This window comes from Mesorhizobium sp. M0633, assembly GCF_040320645.1.
GTDB lineage: Bacteria > Pseudomonadota > Alphaproteobacteria > Rhizobiales > Rhizobiaceae > Mesorhizobium.
The window spans coordinates 21,532-45,708 of the sequence record NZ_JAMYQC010000016.1 but is presented as its reverse complement, the minus strand read 5'-3'; the positions used below and the strand labels follow the sequence as shown (position 1 = coordinate 45,708).

General features: G+C 58.6%; 12 protein-coding genes. 10 read left to right on the top strand and 2 right to left on the bottom strand.

What is annotated here, in order from left to right; genetic code table 11:
• Nucleotides 1-188: 188 nt before the first annotated feature.
• Genes NKI47_RS18155 through NKI47_RS18145 form a run of 3 tightly spaced genes read left to right on the top strand, consistent with a single transcriptional unit; the run spans nucleotide 189 to nucleotide 4,561 of the window.
• Entirely contained in the window at nucleotides 189-1,319 is a 1,131-nt protein-coding gene (locus NKI47_RS18155; protein ID WP_352592181.1) for a trypsin-like serine peptidase, read from the top strand.
• A complete protein-coding gene (locus NKI47_RS18150) occupies nucleotides 1,306-2,682 on the top strand; it encodes a hypothetical protein (protein ID WP_352592178.1) in 1,377 nt (458 codons plus the stop codon). The genes NKI47_RS18155 and NKI47_RS18150 overlap by 14 nt, the downstream gene beginning before the upstream one ends.
• Nucleotides 2,675-4,561, top strand: a complete 1,887-nt coding sequence (locus NKI47_RS18145; RefSeq protein ID WP_352592175.1) for a pentapeptide repeat-containing protein — start codon at nucleotides 2,675-2,677, stop codon at nucleotides 4,559-4,561. Before NKI47_RS18150 ends, NKI47_RS18145 begins: the two co-directional genes overlap by 8 nt.
• Nucleotides 4,562-5,151: 590 nt before the next feature.
• On the opposite strand, the gene NKI47_RS18140 is transcribed toward NKI47_RS18145, so the two are convergent.
• The gene (locus NKI47_RS18140; protein ID WP_352592172.1) at nucleotides 5,152-6,858 is read right to left on the bottom strand and encodes a hypothetical protein; all 1,707 of its coding nucleotides are present in this window, start codon (nucleotides 6,856-6,858) and stop codon (nucleotides 5,152-5,154) included.
• A gap of 247 nt (nucleotides 6,859-7,105) precedes the next feature.
• Here NKI47_RS18140 and NKI47_RS18135 point away from each other — a divergent pair, with 247 nt between their 5' ends.
• The 5 genes from NKI47_RS18135 to NKI47_RS18120 all read left to right on the top strand — a co-directional run bounded on the left by NKI47_RS18135 (nucleotide 7,106) and on the right by NKI47_RS18120 (nucleotide 19,145).
• Nucleotides 7,106-9,949 (top strand): S8 family serine peptidase, encoded by a 2,844-nt coding sequence (locus NKI47_RS18135; protein ID WP_352592169.1) that lies wholly within the window; start codon nucleotides 7,106-7,108, stop codon nucleotides 9,947-9,949.
• A 1,219-nt stretch (nucleotides 9,950-11,168) separates the two neighbouring features.
• On the top strand, nucleotides 11,169-14,561 hold the full coding sequence (locus tag NKI47_RS18130) for a helicase-related protein (protein ID WP_352592166.1): 3,393 nt from the start codon (nucleotides 11,169-11,171) through the stop codon (nucleotides 14,559-14,561).
• 23 nt (nucleotides 14,562-14,584) lie between these two features.
• Entirely contained in the window at nucleotides 14,585-17,905 is a 3,321-nt protein-coding gene (locus NKI47_RS18125; protein ID WP_352592163.1) for an Eco57I restriction-modification methylase domain-containing protein, read from the top strand.
• Nucleotides 17,902-18,666 carry a hypothetical protein gene (locus NKI47_RS35140; RefSeq protein WP_502898052.1) on the top strand — a complete coding sequence of 255 codons (765 nt, stop codon included), beginning with the start codon at nucleotides 17,902-17,904 and terminating at the stop codon, nucleotides 18,664-18,666. The genes NKI47_RS18125 and NKI47_RS35140 overlap by 4 nt, the downstream gene beginning before the upstream one ends.
• Complete coding sequence (locus NKI47_RS18120) at nucleotides 18,555-19,145, top strand: recombinase family protein (RefSeq protein WP_502898051.1); 591 nt, start codon at nucleotides 18,555-18,557, stop codon at nucleotides 19,143-19,145. Before NKI47_RS35140 ends, NKI47_RS18120 begins: the two co-directional genes overlap by 112 nt.
• 324 nt (nucleotides 19,146-19,469) lie before the next feature.
• Here the strand turns inward: NKI47_RS18120 and NKI47_RS18115 are convergent, their stop codons facing one another.
• On the bottom strand, nucleotides 19,470-20,822 hold the full coding sequence (locus NKI47_RS18115; protein WP_352592160.1) for a hypothetical protein: 1,353 nt from the start codon (nucleotides 20,820-20,822) through the stop codon (nucleotides 19,470-19,472).
• Nucleotides 20,823-21,317: 495 nt separating this feature from the next.
• Here NKI47_RS18115 and NKI47_RS18110 point away from each other — a divergent pair, with 495 nt between their 5' ends.
• Together NKI47_RS18110 and NKI47_RS18105 are read left to right on the top strand one after the other, a co-directional pair.
• Nucleotides 21,318-23,762 (top strand): hybrid sensor histidine kinase/response regulator, encoded by a 2,445-nt coding sequence (locus NKI47_RS18110; protein WP_352592157.1) that lies wholly within the window; start codon nucleotides 21,318-21,320, stop codon nucleotides 23,760-23,762.
• Nucleotides 23,762-24,148 (top strand): response regulator, encoded by a 387-nt coding sequence (locus NKI47_RS18105; RefSeq protein ID WP_352592154.1) that lies wholly within the window; start codon nucleotides 23,762-23,764, stop codon nucleotides 24,146-24,148. The genes NKI47_RS18110 and NKI47_RS18105 overlap by 1 nt, the downstream gene beginning before the upstream one ends.
• Nucleotides 24,149-24,177 lie beyond the last annotated feature (29 nt).

Below are 24,177 nucleotides of genomic sequence, written 5' to 3'. Positions count from 1 at the left end.
ATGGTAATTGAGTATTGATCCTGGTGACCTGTGGTTCTGAGAGCATTGCAGCACGGCCGGCAGCACACGATACCATCTCATCGGTCTTTCGCCTGCCTGGACCCACACACCAGAGCGCAGATTGGGTACATCGCGGCTTAAGTTGATCCTCGCCGCGATTGCAACATTCACTGAGGAGGCGCGCTGCGATGGAGCCGTTAACGCCCGATTTAATCGAGCAGCTGTCACAACTGTTAACGGCCTCCCTGAGCGAACCTGAATTGCGCATGATTGTTTACGTGGCCACGGGCGATCAGCTTTATGACGCGTTCGTGGATCAGAACCTCCCGAAGAGACCGAAAATTGTCGATCTGTTGATCGCGCTTGAAAGGGAGGAGATTACAGACAGGTTCTTGTCGGCAGTCTATGTTCGGAAGCCCTTCAACAAGAGGCTTCGCAAAGCTCTAGAAGCTGTGTATCCCGCCGTCGCGAGCCAAGGGGACGCACCAAATACCACGCTGTCAGTACAGAAGGCCGGGGTTCAGCAAGCCGGCGAGCCGACGACGGCATTCGCGCCAGGCTTGCAGCGCAATGTTAGGCCGAATATCTCGATGGTGTCGATCGGAGTCTGGATTGAACGAATGACGCGAATCCAGCGCCAAGTCTGTCGCGTAGAGCAGGACGGCAATTCGCTCGGTACTGGCTTCCTGGTGGGACCAGATGCTGTGCTGACGAATTGGCACGTGGTCGAGGCTGCCGCAACGGCGGGCTCCGCCGCTAAGTTGGGGTGTCGTTTCGACTACCTTCTACTATCCGATACGTCACGACAGACCGGCTTTGTTGTGGCAGTCCACGCAGATGGCATCGTTGATAACGCGCCGTATTCGCCGGCCGAAGCGACGGTGACCCCGGACAACCCCGCTCCAAACGACGATGAGCTTGATTACGCGCTGCTGCGGCTGCGCGATCCCATCGGCGCCGACCTACGCAACGGGCAAGGACGCGGCTGGATAAGTTTGCCCACGACGGCGACCATCCCTAAGACGGATGCGCCGCTTCTAATCGTACAACATCCCGACGGCGGGCCAATGAAGCTTGCGCTAGATACCGCAGCCATCATCGGTACCGTCGCAAATGGTTTTCGACTGCGCTACCACACGAATACCGATCCAGGTTCATCCGGCTCGCCATGTTTTTCAATGGATTGGGAGCTACTTGCACTGCATCATTTTGGCGATCCCTCCTGGCAGAAGCCTGTCTTCAACCAGGGGATTCCGGCCCATCTGATTCGCAACAGCATTACCACGCATGGGCATTCGGCGATGCTTGGCGGAAGTTGAGTTAGAAGAGCGCGGCGAGATGACGATCATCCCACCAGCTATCTACGAGCCGATTTATAAGGCCATTGGCGACATTTTCTCCTTTGATGACTTGAATATCGTTGTCTACAAATGTTTGGGAGAACGGAGGATCAATGACTATGCGAACGAGGACGATCCACGTTGGCAGGTCGCTCGCGATGTTATTGATGGAATAGAACGAGACGAAGCTACTAAATTTTTTCTTTCAGAGATACTATTTGACAAGCGCTGTGACGCATACCTTACTTCACTCATCTACAAAGTAGACCCCCAAATCAAAGCTGCGGAACGAAATTTAAAGGCGCGTGTCGAAGCACTTGATGAAGACCTCAGAAAAACTAAGGACGCTTTGACGGATGATGCCGCAAGACGTTCGCTCAAAGATTCTTCTGCCACTTTTGCAAATTTCTCAGTCGCTGTTGGAGTACTGCAGATCTATAAATTTTTGCATGACGCGCTGCATCTACTACAAGTCCGGCGCTTCGTGGATCTTCGGGACGCTGTTGAAACAATGGACGACGACCATGCCGCTGAGGGCAGGTTGCGAGACTTCCAGAACGGCATGCGCGAGTGCGTGGTTTTAGCACGGAAGGCTGCAGCTCGATTGCCAATAGATGTTCGTCCGCAAGAGACATTGTGGATTGACAAATTAGACCAAAGAGCGGTGGAAGAGCTTCGTACCGCAATCGACGGTATGGACATACCCTCCGCCCGCATTGCACTGCGGATTGCTGCAAAACTCATCGAGAGTGAGTCGTCACGTCTCAACGGCCTTATCTTTTTGTCAGCCAGCAATTTGCCTCTCAAAGCGCTAGCGGCCGGACTAGAGAACGCTGCAAACATTGCGCCTCTTGTTAAGCTACCACTTCTATCGACCGCAAATTCCGCAAATCTACTCGCTGCCACGCTGCAGAGCCACGTGGTAGAACACGGCCTCTGGCAGGATGTCGATGATACGCTTTGGGCCGTAGACGTGTTGCTGACAGAGGCAGGAAACGACATTTTAAAGATCCTCAGCGAGGAGTGGCTAAACGCGGAAGCTGTGGTGCTGAATCTTGTCCGCCCCTCGGCTGACGAAGTTTGGGCGTTAGACATTCTCAAATATGGCGAGCGAATGAAGGAAGCGCTGTCCGGCGCCATTGAGTTGGCAGCAACTCCAGCCGTCACCGAGGCCGATTTAACTGACGCGATTGATGGCCTGATCCTTCGCTACGGCGATTTCCGTTATGAGGTGCGCTTTCGATTTTTCGTGATAGATCAATTGCTGATGAGCGACTGCGAGGAGATCGTGAAACTTCGCACTTCGGTCAACGCAGTGTTGGAGGCTCTCGGGCATGAGTGACGCAGATATTGAATTCTCCGGGGCGGATGTTCGTTTCAAGGATTTCGATGCGCTTAGAGAGGCCCACAACGCCGAACGCAAGGCCCACGAGGATTGGTGCAACAATCAACGCAAATCTGACAGCGTTCCAGACCAAGAAGCTAATGGGCATAAGGCAGGGATAAAGGCATTTATTGAACGCGCCAGCGCGACTGGAACAGTCATTGGCAACGAACGAGACAGACGCGCAGCCAGAGCAATGTTGGAATATTGGGCGGCCGAGCTTGTAATGGTCGGCACCACTCGCGCTGAAGCCCTTGTAGCGCCCCGCCTTGCCGATTACGGCGGTGGACCCCAAAATCCCGGTGAAGCACCAAATCAGATACTTCTCCCCGACCAACTTTCACGCGATCGAATTCGCTTCATCGCGGCAGCACGCCTTTGGGACGAAAGCGGCCGCGGAGCAGGCTACCTATTGAATGGAAAAGCACTAGAACAGGCGATGCGGTTTCGTAAATCCGATCCTATTTTAAAAGATTTCATTGGTGAAAGTGAGCGTGTCGAAAATAACGTAAAGGATCTAAGGCGACAGTTGATAATAGGGAGTGCAATCGCGTCGGTTTTAGTTACAGCCTTCTTTATGTTCGCCTCGCTTTATATATTCTGGGTTACCCCACGGGAAGCTCACAGGACTATAACATTCCTGAAAACAGATGCGACTCCGACATCTGAAGAGCAAACTGCGGCACTTGAGTTTTTAGATTGGGCGCAGCAGTGGTCGTCCACCGATCCTTATGATCTATCGGCGATTCCGGTGGCTCTCAAAGAGATTAGGATATTTGATCTGAAGATGAGAGCTCCAAATTTCTCGGCAGATAATTTTGAGGGGGTGTCCTTCCCACAGGCAGAGCTTATAGGTGCCTCGTTCGCGCGCAGCCGTTTCTCGTTCACAACCGGGTTGCAGCCCAATGATATGCGAGAGGCTCGCCTGAATCTCGCTCAGTTTCGAGGCGCAAAAATTGCTAATACTTCATTCGAAGGTGCACAATTATACAACGCAGTTTTTGACCGGTCGGCTCTATGCAAAGTTAATTTTTCTGGCGCAGCCCTCCAGCGTGCATCCTTTTGGGGCGCTGAAATCGATACAGCGACTCTGGAGACACTGAAGCAAACTGCTTGGTGGCTGGCCGAGGGGTGGTCGTGGGCGGAAATTCAAAGGTTTACGAACTCAACCGGAAAAAATACCGACACAGAGAATGCTAAACTGAGATCTAGCCTCAAAAATTCCTACGGTTATCGCGACGACATCAATTTTAGCGTGGATTTGTATAACGTCTCAAGTCTCGGCAGCACGGGTCAAGTCCGTGCGTTGGCTGACATGGCATGGAAACGAGCGGTCTGGGGTATCGACTTATTGGCTGTGGATGGCGAGGTCCAGAACAGTAACAAAATTGCCCCTACGGCAATCGACGCGGTTGACCAGGCCTTGGCCACAATTGAGCAACTGCAAGCGAATCAAATAGGCAGCGATGCATATACCGATATATGGGCAACGATATTGGACACAAAAGCATACATTCTTCTACAGAGCGGAAGGCCGAATGATGCAATTGCCCTATTTGAGCAACTCAAAAAGAGCAATTCTAGTTATAAAAACCTGCCGCCGGACTCCCTCTTCCGCTATGCCATTGCCCAGTCTGCATCGGGTGTTATCGGCGAAGCAATGTGGATGGCGAATTTGGACGCGGCAATAACCAACGGAGGTTACCAGCCGACCCATGAGCTCCATGGATTAAAAAAGCTTGTTTTTGATAATCAGAAAATTGTGCAGAAAATAGGTGTTCAAACTGAAGCACGCTGGCCGCAGGTTTTAGCTCCTGACCAGAGATGTCCGACCTAATTTGTCGAACGCTGGTCCACTAGCATTGCTGTATGCATCCGGCCGATGCCGGTGGCGCGACCAACGTAGGCAGACCAAATCTATGGCCAATTACAACCAGCGTCAGGACCAACACAACCATTGCGATCAATTTTGGGGTCACGGCTTCTGCTCCCTGCTATTTCGGAATGTAGCACGAGCAGAAACACCTTTCAAGGAACGACACAGATCAGCAATATCTTGCCCTATAGCCCGCAGGCCCCCGGCCATCCAATACCAAAAGACAGCGAGCCGAGTTTTTGTTGGAACTCCGGTGAGAAGAGCGAAATCGCACAATTAAGGCTGTTTACATTGCCGGATGCAAAGGCGCAGTCGGCGCCGTAGGCATCGAGCCCACCTAAGACCATGATCCCGAACCGAAGGTCAGCGAAGCAAAAGTGGAAACCAGTTTCCGGGAAAAGATCATGGGCAGAAAGATAGAGGCCCATCCCATCGGGATGGAACAGGCTCTAAATAGGCCGTTCGAACGGGGCGAAGATGCAAAACTCTCTTCTTGCCATTCACCTGCGAGGCCAATCGAGAGGCCGCGGCAACAATCCAGCACTATGCAGCTACGGCTTCCCCGGGAGCGCGATATTGCCGACGGCCATGCGTGTCGCCGCACCTGCGAGCAGCGCGCCCACCACGTCCGTAACGCTGCCCCAGGTAGGGTTCTGCGCCCATAGCACCAGCACGCCGGTTGCCGCGATGCCAGCCAGCACCACGACGTCGGTAATCATGTTCCAGCGCTTGCGCACCGCCCGCAATTCGTGGGCTGAGGCGCCGATCGCCGGCTGGAACACGTCCGGACCAAAGATGAACTTCAGCTCGCTGTCCTGCGGCAGGAAGCTTTTCGGCGCCGACGCCGGTGCGCCTTCAGTAACCGCTTCGGTGGCGACGACGGGTTCTTTCGCCAGCGGCGCTATCTGGCTCCAGAGCGCGATCGCCTTAGCCAATCGGTCCCCGCCTCCGGCGTTGCGCACAGCCAGCAACTGCTCGCCGAGCGCATCTAGACTTTGCTTAGTGCCGGCGTTGCGGGCAGCCGGGCCGGCAAGCGCTGCCTTGACCGCGTTGTCGGACTTGTCGAGCAAGGCGCCGACGAGCGCGCCGGCCTTGTCGGCGAGCGCGGCGGCTGCCGTATCCAGCTTGGCGGCCCGCTGCAAGCATTCGGCGGTGGCGCCGCTCGTACCGATCAGGCGTTTCAGCGCGCCTTCCCTTTCCGTCAGCGCCTTGCGCCATTCCACGGCGATGGCGGCATGGTCGGCGCCGAGGATGGCGACCGCGCCTTGCGCGCGCAAAATTTCGGCATCGAGCCGGCGGGCGGCCGCGACCAGTTGCGGAAACTGCGCCAGTTCCGAGCGAAGGGCCGAGAGCGACGCGTCGATCCCGGTCACGCTCCAGTCGTCCGCATCCAGCGCGCTGACCAGACGGGCGGTCAGCATGCCGAAAACGTCGGATGTCTCGCCTGCCTTGTCCGCTGCGATGAGCGCCTGCTCGCATGACGCCAGTCTTTCGAGCTGACCTTCGATTTCGGTCAGCCTGGCGCTCGAATCCTTGCCTTGAATGAGCTCAGGATCGAGCGTCCGCAACACGCGGCCGAGTTCGATGGCCTGGCGCTGCACGGGCGCCTTGGTGGCCGAACCTGCCAGCCGCTGCGCCCGCGCCCGCATGTCCGCGGCCAAGATCCGTCGGTCCGTCGCCGGCAAGCCGGTGGTGCGCCAGTCGGTGACGGCCGCGCCGAGAACGACACCGAGCGCGATCAGGATGCCGGCCAGCCACGCCGACGAGCGCATCTCGAACTTCACCGTCCTCAGCGACTGACCGGCATCCGCTCCCAGCAGCGCGACATCGATGCTGTACGCACCGGGTCCGATGCCGCCGGGAAGCTGCAGCGTCAGCGCGCACATCTGCTTGGGCTGGAGGATGGCTCCGGTGCACGTGTTCTGGCCGAATCCCGGTTCCCCGCTGGTGGCGATGGCCGTGTCGGGACTGCCGGCGCGCAGCACGGCTCCCGCCATTGACGCGCCGAGCTTGATCGGACCGGTCGTCGCGTTCACGCCCTCCAGCCGCACCAGGCGTTTTCCCGGCGGCCTTAGCCATTCAAATTCAAAGAAGCCGAGATCGATATGAACCGGCTTGGGCTCGACCAGGAAATTGTCCGGAACCGCGGTCGCCTGCGCCCCGGCCGGACAAACGCCGGTCTTCAGCGCCGCGACAATGAAGAACAAAAAAACCAGGAAGGTCGATGCGCCCCGCCATACGCCGGTCATGCGTCCCATGCTTTCCCCTCCCTATGCAGGTAGCCCCACTATTGCCAGGATCGCGTCGGCAGGTATACTATCATCAATCTTTCGAGCGGCAAGTTTAGCGAAAAGGAAAATTGCCCAAGCACAAGGCGGGGAGAAATATATTTCAAAACTTTGCCTTCGGCTTGGCGTGCCCGACAGCCGGTTTGGCTGCTGGGTCTGTGCTGCGCACAGGCGAAGCTTGGGGGACGGGAGCCTCGGATGAGGCGCGGAGGGGAAAATGGCTGACGTCGATGCGGTTCGAAATGCAATCCTTGAAGCTGTGAGGTCGGATCCGGGGGGCGAGGCCCGCTTTGCCCTGGTCGCGATGGACAGCCTTCATGCCGAGGCAGTCGCCGCCAGCCTCAGGACCGACCTGGCGCCCTTCGCCGCTCAGGTCGAGCAGCGCTCTCCCGACGAACTTCTGCTCGTCCTCAAAGGCTTTCGGATCGCCGACGAGACGGCCGCGTTTCGGGCTGCCGACGCCTTGGTCAGCAGCTATGCGCTGGACGCGGCCGAGCCTGAGATTTTCTTTACCGCAATGCCTGTCCAGCCGGATGTTGGCCAGATTACCGAAGAGGGTGTCAGCGACTGGCTGGGCTGCTGGGTGGGAGAAGAGCCGGGGCTTGCTAATCACTGGGCGATCGCCGCCATGCATGTGCCGGAAGCCTGGGCTTTCGCCGAAAGTCGCGGCCGTCCCAGCCGTGGCGAAGGCATCGTGATTGCCCAACCCGACACCGGCATAACCAGGCATCCCGAGCTCGCCGGCGTCATGATCGTTGCGCAGCGCAATCTGATCGGCGCTTCGCCAAACGACGCCACCGACCCGCTCACAGAGGCCGGCAATCCCAGCCACGGCACGGCGACGTCCAGCGTGCTGCTCAGTCCCGAGTCACTGGATATTTCGGGGGCCGCTCCGCTTGCCAAGCTGATGCCGATCCGCGCCATCGACAGCGTTGTGCGCCTCTCGCAGATCAAGGTCGCCGAGGCAATCGACTACGCCGTCAACAACGGCGCGCAGATCATCACCATGTCGCTCGGCGGCATCGCCTCCTTCACGCTGTGGCGGGCGCTGTCGCGTGCCGTGGATGCCGGCGTCCTCGTGCTCGCTGCCGCCGGGAATTGCGTGAATGTGGTGGTATGGCCGGCCCGCTACGACAAATGCATCGCCGTGGCCGGCGTCAATTCCAAGAACCAGATATGGCAGGGCAGTTGCAGGGGATCGGCGGTCGACATATCGGCGCCGGCGCAAAACGTCTACCGGGCCTTCGCGCACAAGCCTGCCGCCCCCGGCCAAGCCACGACTTACGATGTCGCCCAGGGCGAAGGCACGAGTTACGCCGTCGCCCTGACGGCGGGGGTCGCGGCCTGCTGGCTCGCCTTTCACGGCCGCGCCAACGTAATCGCCGCGGCCCGGCAGCGCGGCGAGAGTGCGCAGGACATGTTCCGCCGTCTGCTCAAGGCGACCGCCCACGTGCCGGCCGGCTGGGACGGCTTCAACCTCGGTGCCGGCGTCGTTGACGCCGTGGCACTGCTGAAGGCCGACCTTGATCTTGGCCGTGGCACGGAAGGGCCGACCGAAAGCGTCGTCAGCGACTCACCCGGCCGCTCCGTTCGCAGCCTCGCCTACGAAAAGCTTGGATCCGTTGTCGTTGATGCGGAGCTCGATTGGCAAAAGCATGGCACCGAGATCAGCCTTGCCTTGCTGCGCCGCCAGTCCTCCGCTCAGCCCGCCACGGCCAACGAGGCGACAGCCGTCCTGGAAACGCTGGTTCCCACTGAAAAGCGCCCTCGAGCGACCGAACGTCCAGCCGACGAGCGTCGCCCTGAGGCCCAGGAACTCGGCGACCCGCTCGCCGCCCCGGCACTGCGGCGTCCCCGCCCCGAAGCTCTGGTCTCCGAGCGGCTAAAGCAGCAAAGGCGCATCATTGCCGTGCGCGCCGCGATCGAAGAGGGCAGCTTTCTGGAATCGACATTGACCGAAGAGGCGGTTGCCAGCCAACCGCTGACACGGCACGGCGCCGATGCGACGCTTGACCGTGTTCTTAGCCTTGCCCAGAAAATGCCTGCCAACGAGGTTCGCGATAAGCAGGCCTTCGTCACTGCGCTCCAGCTTCTGAGCGACCACGGGGGCAACGCGCTCAAGACCCTGGTCGGTGAAGATCCCGCCGCCGAAACTCAGCTCAACGGTTCCGCTTCGGCCGCGCTGGAGGCGATTATCATCGCCGACGGGTCGCGACCCAGTTTCCTGATAGAGAACAGCCTGCCGCCGGCGAACCACCCCTTCATGGGGACCTGGCAAGACAAGGTGGCGAAAGCCATGCCGCTGCTGAAGCCGATCTGCGATGCGGTCGGCCGCATCCAGCCGCGTTATGGGCACGCTGGCAATTTCATCGGCACCGGCTGTTTGGTGGACGCCGCGATGGGCATCGTGCTCACCAATTTTCACGTGCTTGACGATGCCCGCAAAAAATTCGGGATCTTGATGGACGAGGCGGACGGCATCGTCCGCATCCATGGCTGGATGGAAATCGACTTCCTAGGCGAGGCGACGAGCTTTGCCACAAGGCGGTTCCGGGTTGTCGAAGCGAGGCTGCCGCCGCGCGCTGGGCGCGGCTTCGGCCATATGGACGCTGTTACGCTGCGGATCGAACAGATCGACGACGCCGAGATGCCGCAAGCCATTGCGTTCGACGGCACGGCGATGGTGTTCAATCAGGTCGCGGCAAGGACCTTCTGCACGGTCGGATTTCCTGGCCCGCCTGAGCAGAATCAGGGGCCAAAGGGCGAGATAGACTGGAATTTCGTTATCCGCACCCTGTTTGGCGACCTGTTCGGCGTGAAACGGCTTGCGCCGGGCCGTATCGGCCAGATCAACGACATCGAGCGGGACACGTTGGATGTCGTCTTTGGCCACGAGGCCACGACGTTCGGCGGCGCATCGGGATCGGCGCTCCTTGCATGGGAGAACCCGGCATCGCCAGCCTTTGGCCTGCATTTTAGCGGCGCGACCGGAAGATCGAATTTCGCCATAAGCAGCGCAAAAGCCGCCATCGAGCTTCGCGGTATTGGGGTTGCAGTATAGCGCTAGTACTCATACCGTTCGGTCGAGCATGGCGCGGGCGAGTACGGAAAGGCTGGTGGCATCAACGCCAGACGCTCGAGGGCTTTTTATTCGATCTTCAAGCGCGGCATGAGGGCCGTCTACCAGCTTGCGCCGAACATTATCTGTACCGCTATCGCCGATCGTCGGTCGACCGGCCGGGTTAGCTATCCCCGCACCCACTCCTCAACAGCGCGCAGAATGCTCGCGGCTCCAATTCGGGCATCAACGTGTAACTGCCAACGCTAGGATCGTAGTCATGCCGTCCAACTCGTCCGATCCAGTGAAAACCGTCAGGGCCATGGCTCTCAAACCGCCTTCGGTTTTGACGATAACTGCGCCTCCCGGCCGCGCTCTATGGCTAGCGGCACGGAGCCCGGTTTTCAACCGGTCTCCGCCCATTCGCGTAACGATCGCCCGTGCAGGCTGCTTCGCAGCCGGATCGTCATTATCAGTGAACCAAATTGGCGGTATCAGCCGTTTACAGCGCGGAACAAATTCAGCACAGTGCGCCCCCGCACGATAGCTCTGAGTTGGTGATGGCAAGTCGCTAGCCCTTCTTGTCATACACCGCGGGGGAGCCGTCCTGGCGTAAGCCGGCGACGGCTCCTTTCAGTTGATACTGTTGAAAAAGTCCGGCGCACCACAAATCGCCACCGATATTAGAATCCAGTTCCACCCCGGCGCATTGCATGGAATCAGGATTCAATTTTGGGGTCTCTGCGGAACGCCATGCTACGAAAGTGCCACGGGCGACCGCGACGCGGACTTTTTCAACAATATCAGTTCAGAATGACCGCCGCGATTGCGGCCGACGTTGATTAGCTGAGTGTGAATCGGCGCCGAAGGTTGACCCCGTGCAAAGATTCGGTAACGCCTTGATTTGCTAGCATGAAAAGGAGATTGGGTCAGGATCGGTGCCGACGATGACCTGACCTCCCACGCGTCGCGAATTTGCACGCAAAGTCAGGTACTTATTCCTTTTTGAGAAGGGGTCAGCCTTCGGCGCTGATTCACATCGTAGGCGTGGCTTTCCGACAGGAAACCGTCCAGTCCGGCATCAGTCTCCATGCTTGTGGTACCTCCCTTAAACTCCTAGCCTTTATTGGAATTCAAATTCCAGGGTATTTGTGGCACTACGGCTTGGGGCGAGAAGATCGCATGACCGCAGCAGCGGCAGGCGCACATCTAGGGGGAGCGATTGCCGCGAATATTTGACAACATTGAAACCGGCTTGCTTCCCGCCTTGCGTCAAACGCTCGAAGTCTCGGCACGAGGTGATTTTTGCGTAGGCTATTTCAATCTACGTGGCTGGAAGTCGATTGACGATCTGATTTCAGCTTGGCCCGGCGGCGAAGGCGATCAGTGTCGGCTGCTCGTTGGGATGCAACGTCTCCCACAAGAGGAATTGCGGATCGGACTCGGCACTGGAAAAGAAGAACAGGCGCTCGATAACCAAACTGCGCTTCGCCTGAAAAGGAAGTTGGCAGAAGAATTCCGCGTTCAACTGACCCTCGGCATGCCGAGTAACGCCGATGAGGCGGGGTTGCGTCGCCTTGCTGCCCAACTCAAGGCGAAGCAGGTGTCGGTTCGTCTTTTTCTGAAACACCCGCTCCATGCAAAGCTCTACCTGCTGTTCAGGCCAGATGCGAACAATCCGATTACCGGCTTCTTGGGAAGCAGTAATCTGACCCTCTCGGGCCTTTCCAAACAGGGCGAACTGAACGTCGACGTGCTCGATCACGATGCCACGACAAAGCTCGCGAAATGGTTCGACGACCGTTGGTCGGATCGCTGGTGCATCGATTTCACCGAAGAACTGATCCAGGTCATTGAGGAGAGTTGGGCGCGGGAAGAGACACTCGACCCCTATATGATCTATGTGAAGATGGCCTACCATCTTGCCCAGGAAGCACGTGCTGGCCTGAACGAGTTTCGAATTCCCTCTGAGTTCGGCAAGCGGCTCTTCGCCTATCAGGAAGCTGCGGTCAAAATCGCGGCTCATCACTTGAACAAGCGAGGTGGCGTTCTGATCGGCGATGTCGTTGGCCTCGGCAAGACGCTGATGGCGACGGCGCTGGCGAAAATCTTCCAGGACGATCACTTTACAGAAACGCTGATTATCTGCCCGAAGAACCTCGTCAAAATGTGGGGGGACTACGTTTCCGAGTATCGGCTGATCGCAAAGGTCCTCTCGATCACCCGGGTTACGCGCGAGCTGCCCGAGCTTCGGCGCTATCGTGTCGTGCTGATCGACGAAAGCCACAACCTCAGGAACCGCGAGGGCCGCAGATATCGCGCGATCCAGGAATATCTCACGGAGAATGAAAGCCGCTGCATCCTGCTCTCGGCGACGCCCTACAATAAGACGTATGGCGACCTTTCCAACCAGTTGCGGCTTTTCGTTCCTGAGGACCGCGATATTGGCATCCGCCCCGAGCGATTACTTCAAGATATAGGTGAAACCGAGTTCATCAGGCGCCACCAAAGTCCGGTCCGGTCACTCGCGGCCTTCGAGAAAAGCACATACACAGATGACTGGCGCGAACTGATGCGCCTCTACATGGTTCGTCGCACGCGCACGTTCATACAGGATAACTACGCTCAGACCGACCCGGCCAACGGACGGAAATTCCTGACGCTCGAAGACGGGTCACGCTCCTATTTCCCCGAACGCGTGCCGCGAACGCTTCGGTTCCAGATCAACGACAAGGACGCTGGCGATCAATATGCGAGCCTATACGCCTCGCCAGTCGTGGATGCGATCAACCTTATGCATTTGCCGCGCTACGGCCTCGGGAACTATGTCGCGCCCAAACCACACAAGCCGCCTACGCCGAATGAAGCGAAGCAGCTCGATGACCTTTCCCGGGCTGGCAAGCGCCTCATGGGGTTTTGCCGTACCAACCTCTTCAAGCGGCTGGAAAGCAGCGGCGAGGCGTTTCAGCAATCGCTAGAGCGCCACGTCCTCCGAAACTACATCTTCCTGCACGCTATCGAGAACGATCTTCCGCTGCCACTTGGCACCCAGGACGCCGGGCTTTTGGACACCGCGAACTATGACGAGGATGTCGACGATCAGAGCGCCGACGCCGAACTCTTTACGGAAGGCGAGGACGAGGATACGCAGGATTCCGAGACGCTTGATCTGCGCGACGATGCGGCCTTTCGGGCAAGGGCGGCGGAAACTTATCGTTTGTATGCCGGCCAGTTTAAGCGGCGGTTCAAGTGGCTCCGACCCGATCTGTTCGTCGCGCAGTTGAAGAGGGATCTGACGACCGATAGCGATCGACTTCTGAAGATTCTCGACGAATGCGGCGACTGGGACCATGCGAAAGATACCAAGCTCGCCGCGCTGGTCGAGTTGCTGACCAAGAAGCATCCAAAAGAGAAGGTCCTGGTCTTCTCCCAGTTTGCCGACACGGTTCGCTACCTTGAGCGGCGCTTGAAGGGGGCGGGTCTCAAGGCAATGGCGGCTGTCTCCGGGGAAACGTCAGACCCGACTAGCGTTGCCTGGCGGTTCAGTCCGAGCAGCAACAATAAGCGCGACAAGGTCAAACCCGAAGAGGAACTGCGCGTCCTCATCGCTACCGACGTGCTCAGCGAAGGCCAGAACCTTCAGGACGGCGCGATCTTGGTGAACTACGATCTGCCTTGGGCGATCATTCGGCTTATCCAACGTGCCGGCCGTGTGGATCGTATCGGGCAGAAGGCCGATAAAATCCTCTGCTATTCGTTCCTACCCGCCGACGGTGTGGAGCGCCTGATCCAGTTGCGCTCGCGCGTCCGGCAGCGCCTGAAGGAAAACGCGGAAGTCGTGGGAACCGACGAGGCGTTCTTCGAGGACGAAGGCGAACGTCAGGAGCTTGTCGATCTCTATAGCGAAAACGCGGGGATTCTCGACGGCGAGGCCGATACCGAGGTCGATCTCGCATCGTATGCCTACCAGATATGGAAAAACGCGATTGATGCTAACCCGGCGCTGCAGAAGGCCATCCCGGAGCTTCCATCGGTTGTATATTCAACGAAGGCATACACGCCTCAGGATGGGCGCCCCGAAGGTGCGCTCGTGTATTTGCGCACCGCCCAGGGCAACGACGCCCTGGCCTGGGTCGACAAGGACGGCACAAGCGTCACGCAATCTCAGTTCGAAATCCTGAAAGTCGCGGCGTGCGAGCCGAATACGCCCGCGCTGCCGCGACAGGAAGAGCACCACGCAAGGGTCGCAAAAGGCGTCGAGCACATCGCCGCCGAAGAGAAACAGGTCGGTGGGCAACTCGGACGCCCTTCCGGCGCGCGATTCCGAACCTACGAGCGTTTGAAGCGCCATGCCGACAAGGTGAACGGGACATTGTTCGATCTGCCCGAGCTCGGGAAAGCTATCGAAGAGATCTACCGTTTTCCGCTCCGACAATCGGCGACAGACACTCTGAACCGCCAGATGAAGACCGGGATCAGCGACGAAAAGCTGGCCGAGCTGGTCTTGGCGCTGCGAGAGGAGGATCGGCTCTGCCTGATCCAGGATGAAGAACAACAATCCGGCGAACCGCAGATAATCTGCTCGTTGGGGCTTGCGCGTCTAACGGCGCGATGAAGGGCAAAGGGGACTAGAACGGGATGGGCTTCAACGCAGGGAATGCCAGGATACTGCTGGAACAATTCGAGTTCACCAAGCTCTTTATCGAGGAATTGGGATGGGATCGGCACAGCGCCCCCCTTTCTGTTCTAGTGGCGGGCACGACATTTACGCTGCTTGCAGTCGCCGAAAAGCGCGGGATGGTTGCCTGGGTTTGCCAGGCACCCGTTGGGCAGCAAATCCCTGATCGCGCGATCCGAAAAAAGGTCGAAACTCAAGTCGCCAAGACGACGCTGGAGCACCTGATCGTTTTTACCGATGCCCTGCGCGACGAACAGATGTGGTGCTGGTCGCGTCGCGAGACGGGCAAGCCGGTCACCGTGACCGAGCATGTTTGGCGAACCGCGTCCGGAAACCGCCCCCTTTTGCAGAAACTGCAGCGGCTGTTTGTCGCTTTCGAGGAAGAAGACGCGCTGACATTGCCCGGCGTTCTTGGCAAAGTGCGCTCCGCCTTCGATGTCGAGAAGGTCACGAAGAAATTCTACGACCAGTTCAAGGCCGAGCACAAAGCGTTCCTCGGCTTCGTCAGTGGTATCACCGAGGTGGCAGACAAGGAATGGTACGCCTCTCTGATGCTGAACCGCCTGATGTTTATCTACTTCATGCAGCGCAAGGGCTTTCTCGACAATAATACAGATTATCTCGCCGACCGGCTGGCGGCCTGCAAGGCGGAGTTGGGCAAGGACAAGTTCCATTCCTTCTACCGCACCTTCCTCCTGAGACTTTTCCATGACGGTCTCGGTGGCAAGGCCCGGTCCCAGGAACTCGACAGGTTGCTCGGCCGCATCCCCTATCTCAACGGAGGGTTGTTCGAGAAGCACGCCATCGAGGAGCGATGCCCCGACATCAAGATTCCAGACGAAGCCTTCAAGCGCATCTTCGACTATTTCGACCGGTATCAGTGGCATCTCGACGAGCGCCCGTTGCGCGACGACGACGAAATCAATCCAGACGTTCTCGGCTACATCTTCGAAAAATATATCAACCAGAAGCAAATGGGCGCCTACTATACGAAGGAAGACATCACCGAATACATTTCGAAGAACACAGTAATCCCCTTCTTGTTCGACGCCGCGAAATCCGAATGTAAAGTCGCCTTCGAGAACCCGGGCGGGCCGACCGTCTGGGATCACCTGCGCGACGATCCTGACCGCTATATTTATCCGGCGGTCAAGCACGGCTTGACTTGGGACGTGCACGCCAGCGCAGCTCTTGAAGAGCCGCACCCGCTTCCTCCGGAGATCGCTGCGGGGATCAAAGACGTTTCGGCGCGCACGCTCTGGAATCAGAGGGCATCGGCCGAATTCGCGCTGCCGACCGAAACTTGGCGGGAGGTTGTGGCGCGGCGCGCTCGCTACGGCGAAGTCCACGCGAAGCTCACAGCCGGCGAAATCGGCGAGATCAACGATCTCATCACGCTCAATCTCGACATATTGCAGTTTGCCCAAGATACGATCGTGCAAAGCGAAGGCTCGGAGCTGATTCGAGCATTCTGGAAAGCGATCACACGCGTCACGGTGCTTGACCCGACCTGCGGATCCGGAGCGTTCCTGTTCGCCGCGCTCAAAATTCTGGAGCCGCTCTACGAGACCTGCTTGTCGCGCATGGAGGTCTTTGTCCGGGACCACGAACGCGCCAGCGGCAGAGTCGAGGACCGCCCCAAGGGCTTCAGGGCCGAACTCGAAAAGATTGAGAAGCACCCCAACACCCGCTACTTCGTCCTCAAGAGCATCATCCTGAACAATCTATTCGGCGTTGATATCATGGAAGAAGCGGCTGAGATCTGTAAGCTTCGCCTGTTTCTGAAGCTCGCCGCCCAGGTCGATCCCGACCAGAAACACGAGAACCTCGGTATCGAGCCGCTTCCGGATATCGATTTCAACATACGCGCAGGTAACACGCTGGTCGGCTATGCGACGTATGCGGGAGCGGAAGCGCTCGCCGGTCAAGACATGCTTCGCAAGCTTGAATTCGAGAAGATCAAGGCTAAGGCAGGCGACTTGCAGCGGACGTTTGATCAGTTTCGCAAGCGCCAGATTGAGGGTGATGGATCGGTTCCACCCGACGACAAGGCGGAGGTTCGACAACGGCTCGGGGCACTTGAGGAGGCCCTCAACCGCTACCTCGCGGATGACTACGGCGTTAGCAGCGCGAAGATTCAGGACTATACGAATTGGCTCGATTCACATCAGCCGTTTCATTGGTTCGTCGAGTTTCCTCGGATCATGCAAAGCGGCGGCTTTGATGTCATCATCGGAAATCCGCCCTATGTAGAGTATGCGAAAGTAAAGGAGTATTACCGCGTAATTTGGGGGGAGACTCTTTCGACTAACAACCTCTTCGCATTTGTCTCCGAACGGTGTCGTCAGCTGATTAACAGCCGAGGGGCCATTGGTCTTATTCTACCAAATAGCAGCGTATCTGCTGAAAAAATGAAGCCATTGCAACGCATGTTTCGTCAGGAGTCAATCTGTTGGGTTAGTAATTTTGCGTGGCGTCCTTCAAAGCTCTTTGACGGGGCAAATATGTTGCTCGCCATCTGGCTTGTTCGCCCGCATATTAATGACGAATGTTTTTCGACGAAGTATCATCGATGGCTAGCTGATTATCGTGACTCGCTTTTCAGCACCTTGAGTTATATTGAAGCGACTTCTCTGGTCTCTGAATTTCGCATTCCAAAATTACCGGAAGCACGTGCCGTCGGCATCCTTGAAAAATGTGCGGAAAGAGCGGGCGGTGGAAACATCCTATATTCCGCGACCGGCGGGACACATTCCTTATATTACTTTCGCGCTGTCTTATATTGGTTCAAGGTACTGATCGACCCTCCAGTAATGGAGGAGGATGGCATACAGACACCGACTGGCGAGATGAAGGAACTTTCGTTTCCAAGTGAGATACAACGCGATGCGGCCTTGGCAGTTCTAGCCAGCAACCTGTTTTCTCTATATTATGTTATTTGGTCAAGTTGTCAGGTAGTAAACTCTCCTGACATGATGTTTCCAGCAGACATAACGCTTCTCACCAAAGAGCATGGCGAGAGGCTTTCGGAACTTGCACGACGTCTGATGGGAGACGTCGTGGGCCGAAGTAAAATCCAAACAAGAAATTACTCGTCCCGAGGCCGCAGTTTTGTCATGAGAAAGCAGTATTTCTACTTCAAGGAGTCGAAAAGCATTGTGGATGAAATCGATGCTGTGCTAGCGGATTATTATGGCTTTTCGTCGGACGAGCTAGATTTCATAAGGAATTATGATATTAAATATCGGATCGGCGACGCTGAAACCGACGAAGACGAATGAAGATCGCGGTGCTTGCTTGGGGCTCGCTGGTCTGGGATCGTCGCGAATTGGCGATAGCCGACAACTTCGGGCCAAGCGGCCCGTCTGTGCCTATTGAATTCTGCCGTGTGTCTGGAGATGGGCGTCTCACGCTGGTGATCGACGAAGCCTTTGGCGCGTCCGGCCCCACATATGTAGCCCAAAGCAGTTTCGACGATCTCAACGACGCGCTCGAGAACCCTTGGGTTCGCGAAGGCTCTTGTATAGAGTCCCGGCCCAAGGATGTGCGAACGCATGGGCGGGTAGGCTTCGCCCACGCGTCCACGGGTCAGCAAAGCGCCAAAGCCATGGAACGCCACCCGAAAGCTGTTATGGCCATCAGGGCCTGGGCGCAGGCAAACAGCTTTGATGCGGCAATATGGACAGCGCTCGCTACTAATTTCCATGAGCCCGACAAGGTAGCCGAGCCGTTTTCGGTAGAAACTGCGATCCGCTATCTCGAAGCGCTCGATGCGCCAAAATTTGATGCGGCCCTGAACTATATCCGGTGTGCGCCTCCGGAGGTCCAGACCCCTGTTCGAGCTGCGAACGGGCATTTGCCCTGCAAGCCACAATTCGAGCTGACGGCCGCGCACGGGCGCAAGCTGAGGCGAGGGATGCCGGATACTACATCGCCGGCGTCTACCGCGAGAAGGCATCCGGCGCTCGCGCCGACCGGCCGGAGCTGCTTCGTCTCATCGCGGATCTTCAGCCGGGGGAGGTTGTCGTTGCGGAGAAGATAGATCGCATCAGTCGGCTGCCTTTGCCTGAAGCTGCAAAGCTGATCGAAACAATTCGCAATAAGGGTGCTCGTCTTGCCGTACCTGGTGTGGTGGATCTTAGCGACATCGCGGCCAGCGCCGACGGCGTTGCCAAGATCGTGCTCGAGTGCATTCAGGAAATGTTGCTGAAGCTCGCCCTGCAAATGGCTCGAGACGACTTCGAGGATCGCCGCGAACGCCAGAGGCAAGGCATCGAATTGGCAAAGGCGGCCGGGAAATATGCCGGACACCAAGCTGACCTGGTGACACACGAACGCATTATTGTCTTCCGGTCTGGCGGCAACAGTATCAGCAGGACGGCGAAGCTGACCGGCTGCAGCGAAGCGCAGGTGAAGCGCGTCTGGGCTCGACATCAGAAGGAAATCTGGAATCAGGAAATGTTGTCGCAAAAGTTGAGTTCTGCGACTGTGCAAAAGTCAGTTGCAAAACCGTCGCTTTGATCGGGAGTTTTCGCGACAAGGCATTGCACAGGAAATTGCCTTGCACCCAGGAGGTTCCTGAGCGGGTCCTCTGGCCAACTGTTTCGCTGACGGCGCCGTCGACCGAGGTTGTGCGCTGCATCGGCAGGAACGTGGGCATTACCAATTTTCCGCGCGTTTCGTGGCCGAACATTAGAGACCTTATTTCCGCCCCTGTGAGCCGGTCCTTCGGATTCATGCCTGCCTTTGCCAATGCCGACAGCTCTGGCACACCTGCCTTGGTCAGCCCGGCCAAAAGGCGTTCGATATCGGCCGTATTCTTGAACACCATGTAATCCTGGGTCATCAACTGGCTCGGCTCCCATTCCATTCTCCGCGCAACAACCTTCCTAAGCGTTTCCAAAGCCGCCGCGGCCTGGTCTGTGCGCCCAAGATGCCCATAAGCCGAAATAAGGACCTGCAGGGCATAAAAATCGCCCGTGGATCGGCCGATATAAGGTCCATCTTCTCGATAGAGCGAACCGCGTCCTCAAACTTCTCCTGGCCGAACTCGGCCAGTCCGGCTTGGTAGCGCCTGGAGTCCATCCACGAGTTTGGGTCGACGCGCGCAGCCGCATCGAGATAGCTAAGCACTTCCTTCGGCCTGCCGTTGAAATTCAGAGCATTGGCCAGCGAGAGATAATTCCAAGTATCGCTGGGATCGAGCGCCACCGACTTCAGAAGAACGGTAACTGCGTCGTCCGAGTCGTGCTCGCGGACCATCAACTCGGCAACGAGCTGATAGTAGCCCGGCGAAGGATACCTAGCCGCCGCTTCCAGGGTTTCATAGATCTTGCCCTGGGCCACGTCGGTCGTAAGCCCCATTACTACGACCCGACCGACATCCGCGTCCCAATAGGCCCAGGCGAGCTGGGCGTACGCCGCGCCGAAATCGGTGTCGAGTTGCACCGCTTGCTGGAAATACTTCACAGCGTGCGCAAACTCCTCGGGCGTGTTGATACGGTTGTAGATGTCCATCCCCTTGAGATAGGCCTCATAGGCCTCGGGATTACTGGTGCCTCCCGCCCGGGCAGCCGGCGCGCCGCTCACCAGGCGGAGCTGGAGCGCACCCGCGATGCTGCTGACAACCCTGTCCTGCAGCGCGAATACGTCCGCCCACCGGCCGTCGAAACGCTCCGCCCAGAGATGTCTGGAAGTCCCGCCATCGATTAGCTGCGCATTGATGCGCATGTCGTCGCCGACGCGGCGAATCGAGCCTTTCAGCAGGTACCGGACGCCCAATGCCGCCGCTATCTCCTCCGGCTTCGGGTCCTTGTCCTTGTAAGCGGAGGCCGCGGTGGGGGAGAAGACGAAAAGACCCGGCACACGCGCCAGTGCGGTCGTCAGATCCTCAGTGAAGCCGTTGGCGAGATATTCTTGTTCCTTGTCGTCGCTGAGATTGTCGAAGAGCAGGACTACTAGCGAGGGCCGAGCGTCGGCTGCCTCGCTGACGGTCGGAACGGCAGGCTGTGCAGGCCTCTCCCATCGCTGCCACCATGCTGCTGCAAGGCCGAGAGCCAGGACGAGAATTCCCGCCGCGGCCGGAAAACGCGAGATCGCCAAGGCCCTTATTCCGAGCGTGATGATCCATGAGCTCGGATAGTTGTGCACGCTTCCGTTGGTGCAAATGACCGCCTTAGGCTCCATCCAGGCGTCCAACGCCCATGTCATTGACGGCCGGCAACGGATCGGCTCGCGACCTTCCCTGCGTGCAGCGCAACGTCAGGAGTTGGCGCGAGGCTGACCTCAAGGTGATGAGCTAGAGACCTAGCCCATGGATGTTCTCTAGTTGTGCTTCGAAAGTCGCATAATCGGCAGTGTGGAACTCAATCGTTAGGGCGGTGGCGCTCAGTCAGCGTTAGCACCTTTTAACTTGGACATCGCTGATACGCTTGATCAGCGATGTCCAACCCCTTCACCGACGTCGCTGGTTCGATGAACCCGACTCATCACGAGCGGCAATGTAGTCGTCATAGTGCTTGTTCGGTGGCAACATATACGTCGCGCGCCAAACAGGGTCGCTTGGGTACGGAATGAGGCGCGGACCAGACGCCTGCCATATCGTCTCGTCGGGCTGCGTCCGACACTGGCGCGCCCTCTTTAGACCTTGGACAGGTTTTGGCGATATCTATCGGAGAAAAGGAGCCGGAAGTAATGACCGAGATCTGGCACTCACTCCTCGCCAATCTTGCCCTCGTCTCCATCCTGGTCGTCGCCTGGGATCTTGTGGAGGACTTCACGGGGCGTCTCCGGCAGCGGGCACAGTCGCTGCTTCTCGGCGTCGTCATGTGCGTGGGCGCGATCATTTCCATGGCGACGGCTCTGTCCGTCTCCGGCTTCGTCGTCGATCTGCGCGCTGCTTTCGTCGGTGCCGCCGCGTTCTTCGGCGGGTGGCCGGCGATGTTGATCGCTACCGCCGGCTCGATCGCCTATCGGCTCTATCTCGGCGGGCAGGGTGCCAGCGTCGGAGTCGTGAGCATCCTGATCACCGCCGTCGCCGGTCTGGCATGGCACCACATCGTCGCGGCCCGGTCACGCACCATGTTCGATATACTCGGCCTCGGCGTGTCGGTCGCGCTTGCCGGGCTGATCACCCTTCTGATCATCCCCCGGCAAGTCTTCGCCGGCTTTGTGCAGCAGAGCACGTTCCCATCGCTGGTGTTCCGCTTCCTCAGCACCTTCATCATCGCCGTGCTGCTCGATCGCCAGCAGCGGCGGCGTGACCTCGCCATGTCCAACATGATCTATCGCGCCATGGTCCGCGAGCTGCCGGATAGCCTCAACGTGAAGGATGTCGACGGCCGCTTCATCGCCGCCAATCCCGCAACCGCCGAACTGGTGCGCGCCGCCTCGGTCGAGGACCTGATCGGCAAGACGGATTTCGATTTCTATCCCAAGGACGTGGCCGAGCGCTTCAGGCAGGATGAGACGGGCGCGCTGGAGGGCGGGCAGACATTGCGGATCGAACAACCCGCTCTCCTCCCGGACGGCAGGCAGGGCTGGCTCTATACGCTGAAAACGCCGTTCCGCGACGAGGTCGGCAAGATCGCCGGCGTCATCACCTACAACCGCGACATCACCGAGCAGAAGCGAAACGCCCAACTCAAGAATGACTTCATCTCGACGGTCAGCCATGAATTACGCACACCGCTGACCTCCATCCGCGGCTCGCTCGGCCTGATCGCGGCCGGCGTCGCGGGCGAACTGTCGCCCAAGGCCACCAATCTCGTCAACATCGCCCACAACAACAGCGAAAGGCTGGTTCTTCTCATCAACGACATCCTCGACATGGAGAAAATCGAATCTGGCGTGATCGCCTTCAAGATCAGGCAGGTGGCCGTCCGCCCGGTCCTGGAGCAGGCCATTGCCGCCAGTTCCAATTACATGGCCGAGAGCAGGATCCGCATCGTCCTGGTCGACGATGCCCCGCGCGCCGAGGCCAATATCGACCCGGACCGCCTGCACCAAGTGATGGCGAATCTGCTGTCGAATGCGATCAAGTTCTCCGATGCCGGCGGCACCGTGACGGTGAAGCTCCAGCGCCGCGACCGCGACATGCTGCGCATCTCTGTGATCGACCAGGGCGCCGGCATCCCGGACACGTTCCGCAGCCGCATATTCGGCAAGTTCGAGCAGGCCGACGGGTCCAGCACCCGGAAGAAGGGAGGCACGGGCCTGGGCTTGAGCATCGTCAAGACCATCGTGGAGAAGCTGGGCGGCGCCGTTTCATTCGAGACCGACGAAGGTAAGGGAACCTCGTTTCACATCGACCTTGCCGAAGCGCACAGGCAGGCCGAGAAGCCGGTCTTGGTCGAGCGCCGGGCGCGCAAGCGCGATGGCCGTCTGCGTGTCCTCATCTGCGAGGACGAGCCCGACGTCGCTGCGGTAATCGCGGCCCTTCTCGACGCGGAAGGCTTTTCCAGCGACGTCGCACCCGACATCGCCACCGCCAAGGTGCTTTTGCGGTCCCGCGATTACGTGGCGCTGACGCTCGACATCAAGCTGGCGGGCGAATCCGGCATCAAGCTCTTCCACGATATAAGAGCATCACGGGTGAATTCCGACATTTCGGTCATCGTCATCTCCGCCGTCGCCGACGAGGCCAAGCGGTCGCTCAACGGCAGCGCCGTCGGCATCGTCGACTGGCTGGAGAAGCCGGTGGATTCGAAACGGCTTCACGCCGCTCTCGCCAAGATCGTCGGCCGCAGGGTCGAGCCGAAGGCTCAGATTCTGCATGTCGAGGACGATGAGGGCGTGCTTGCCGTGATGTCGGCAGGGCTGGGTCCGGGCGTCTCGATCGCCTCGGCGAAAACGCTGCAGGACGCCCGGCGGGCGGTCGCGAAGCGTCGCTTTGACCTGGTCATCCTGGACATAGCGCTTCCCGACGGATCGGGTCTGGACCTGCTCGCCGATCTGCCGCTGGAGACCCGGGTCATCGTGTTCTCGGCGGCGGAACTGGACCAGAAACTCGGCGACCGGGTGCAGGCGATCATGACCAAGACCAAGGCCTCCGAAATCGACGTCGCGAAGCTGGTCAGAAGCATGCTGATCGCTTCTCGCGACGGCAGCGCGCCAACCCCTGCCAAGGAGCGACGATGATGCCGGCACGGATACTCTATGTGGATGACGAGGATGATATCCGCGAAATCGCCCAGATATCGCTTGAGCTCGATCCGGAATTCGAGGTGCGGTCCTGCTCCTCCGGGGTTGCGGCGCTGACCGATGCCGTCGATTGGCAGCCCGACCTCATCCTACTCGATGTGATGATGCCGGACATGGACGGACCGGAAACGCTGACGCGCCTGGCCGATTCGCCGCTGACGGCATCGATACCCGTGGCGTTCATCACGGCGCGCACGCAAACGCATCAGATCGAGCGCTATCTCGCCATGGGAGCGGTCGGGGTCATCGCCAAACCCTTCGATCCGCTGGCGCTTGCAGGCGAAGTAAGGAAGCTGCTCCCGCGGCGCGATGGCCCCGCCTAGGCGCGCCAGGGCAAGGCGACGGCAAGAAG

What these genes read in the sequence shown, in the direction of transcription:
- NKI47_RS35140 (WP_502898052.1), top strand. Translation starts at nt 17,902, where the DNA reads ATGAAGATCGCGGTGCTTGCTTGGGGCTCGCTGGTCTGGGATCGTCGC.
- NKI47_RS18110 (WP_352592157.1), top strand. Translation starts at nt 21,318, where the DNA reads ATGACCGAGATCTGGCACTCACTCCTCGCCAATCTTGCCCTCGTCTCC.
- NKI47_RS18145 (WP_352592175.1), top strand. Translation starts at nt 2,675, where the DNA reads ATGAGTGACGCAGATATTGAATTCTCCGGGGCGGATGTTCGTTTCAAG.
- NKI47_RS18140 (WP_352592172.1), bottom strand. Translation starts at nt 6,858, where the DNA reads ATGGGACGCATGACCGGCGTATGGCGGGGCGCATCGACCTTCCTGGTT.
- NKI47_RS18125 (WP_352592163.1), top strand. Translation starts at nt 14,585, where the DNA reads ATGGGCTTCAACGCAGGGAATGCCAGGATACTGCTGGAACAATTCGAG.
- NKI47_RS18105 (WP_352592154.1), top strand. Translation starts at nt 23,762, where the DNA reads ATGCCGGCACGGATACTCTATGTGGATGACGAGGATGATATCCGCGAA.
- NKI47_RS18155 (WP_352592181.1), top strand. Translation starts at nt 189, where the DNA reads ATGGAGCCGTTAACGCCCGATTTAATCGAGCAGCTGTCACAACTGTTA.
- NKI47_RS18135 (WP_352592169.1), top strand. Translation starts at nt 7,106, where the DNA reads ATGGCTGACGTCGATGCGGTTCGAAATGCAATCCTTGAAGCTGTGAGG.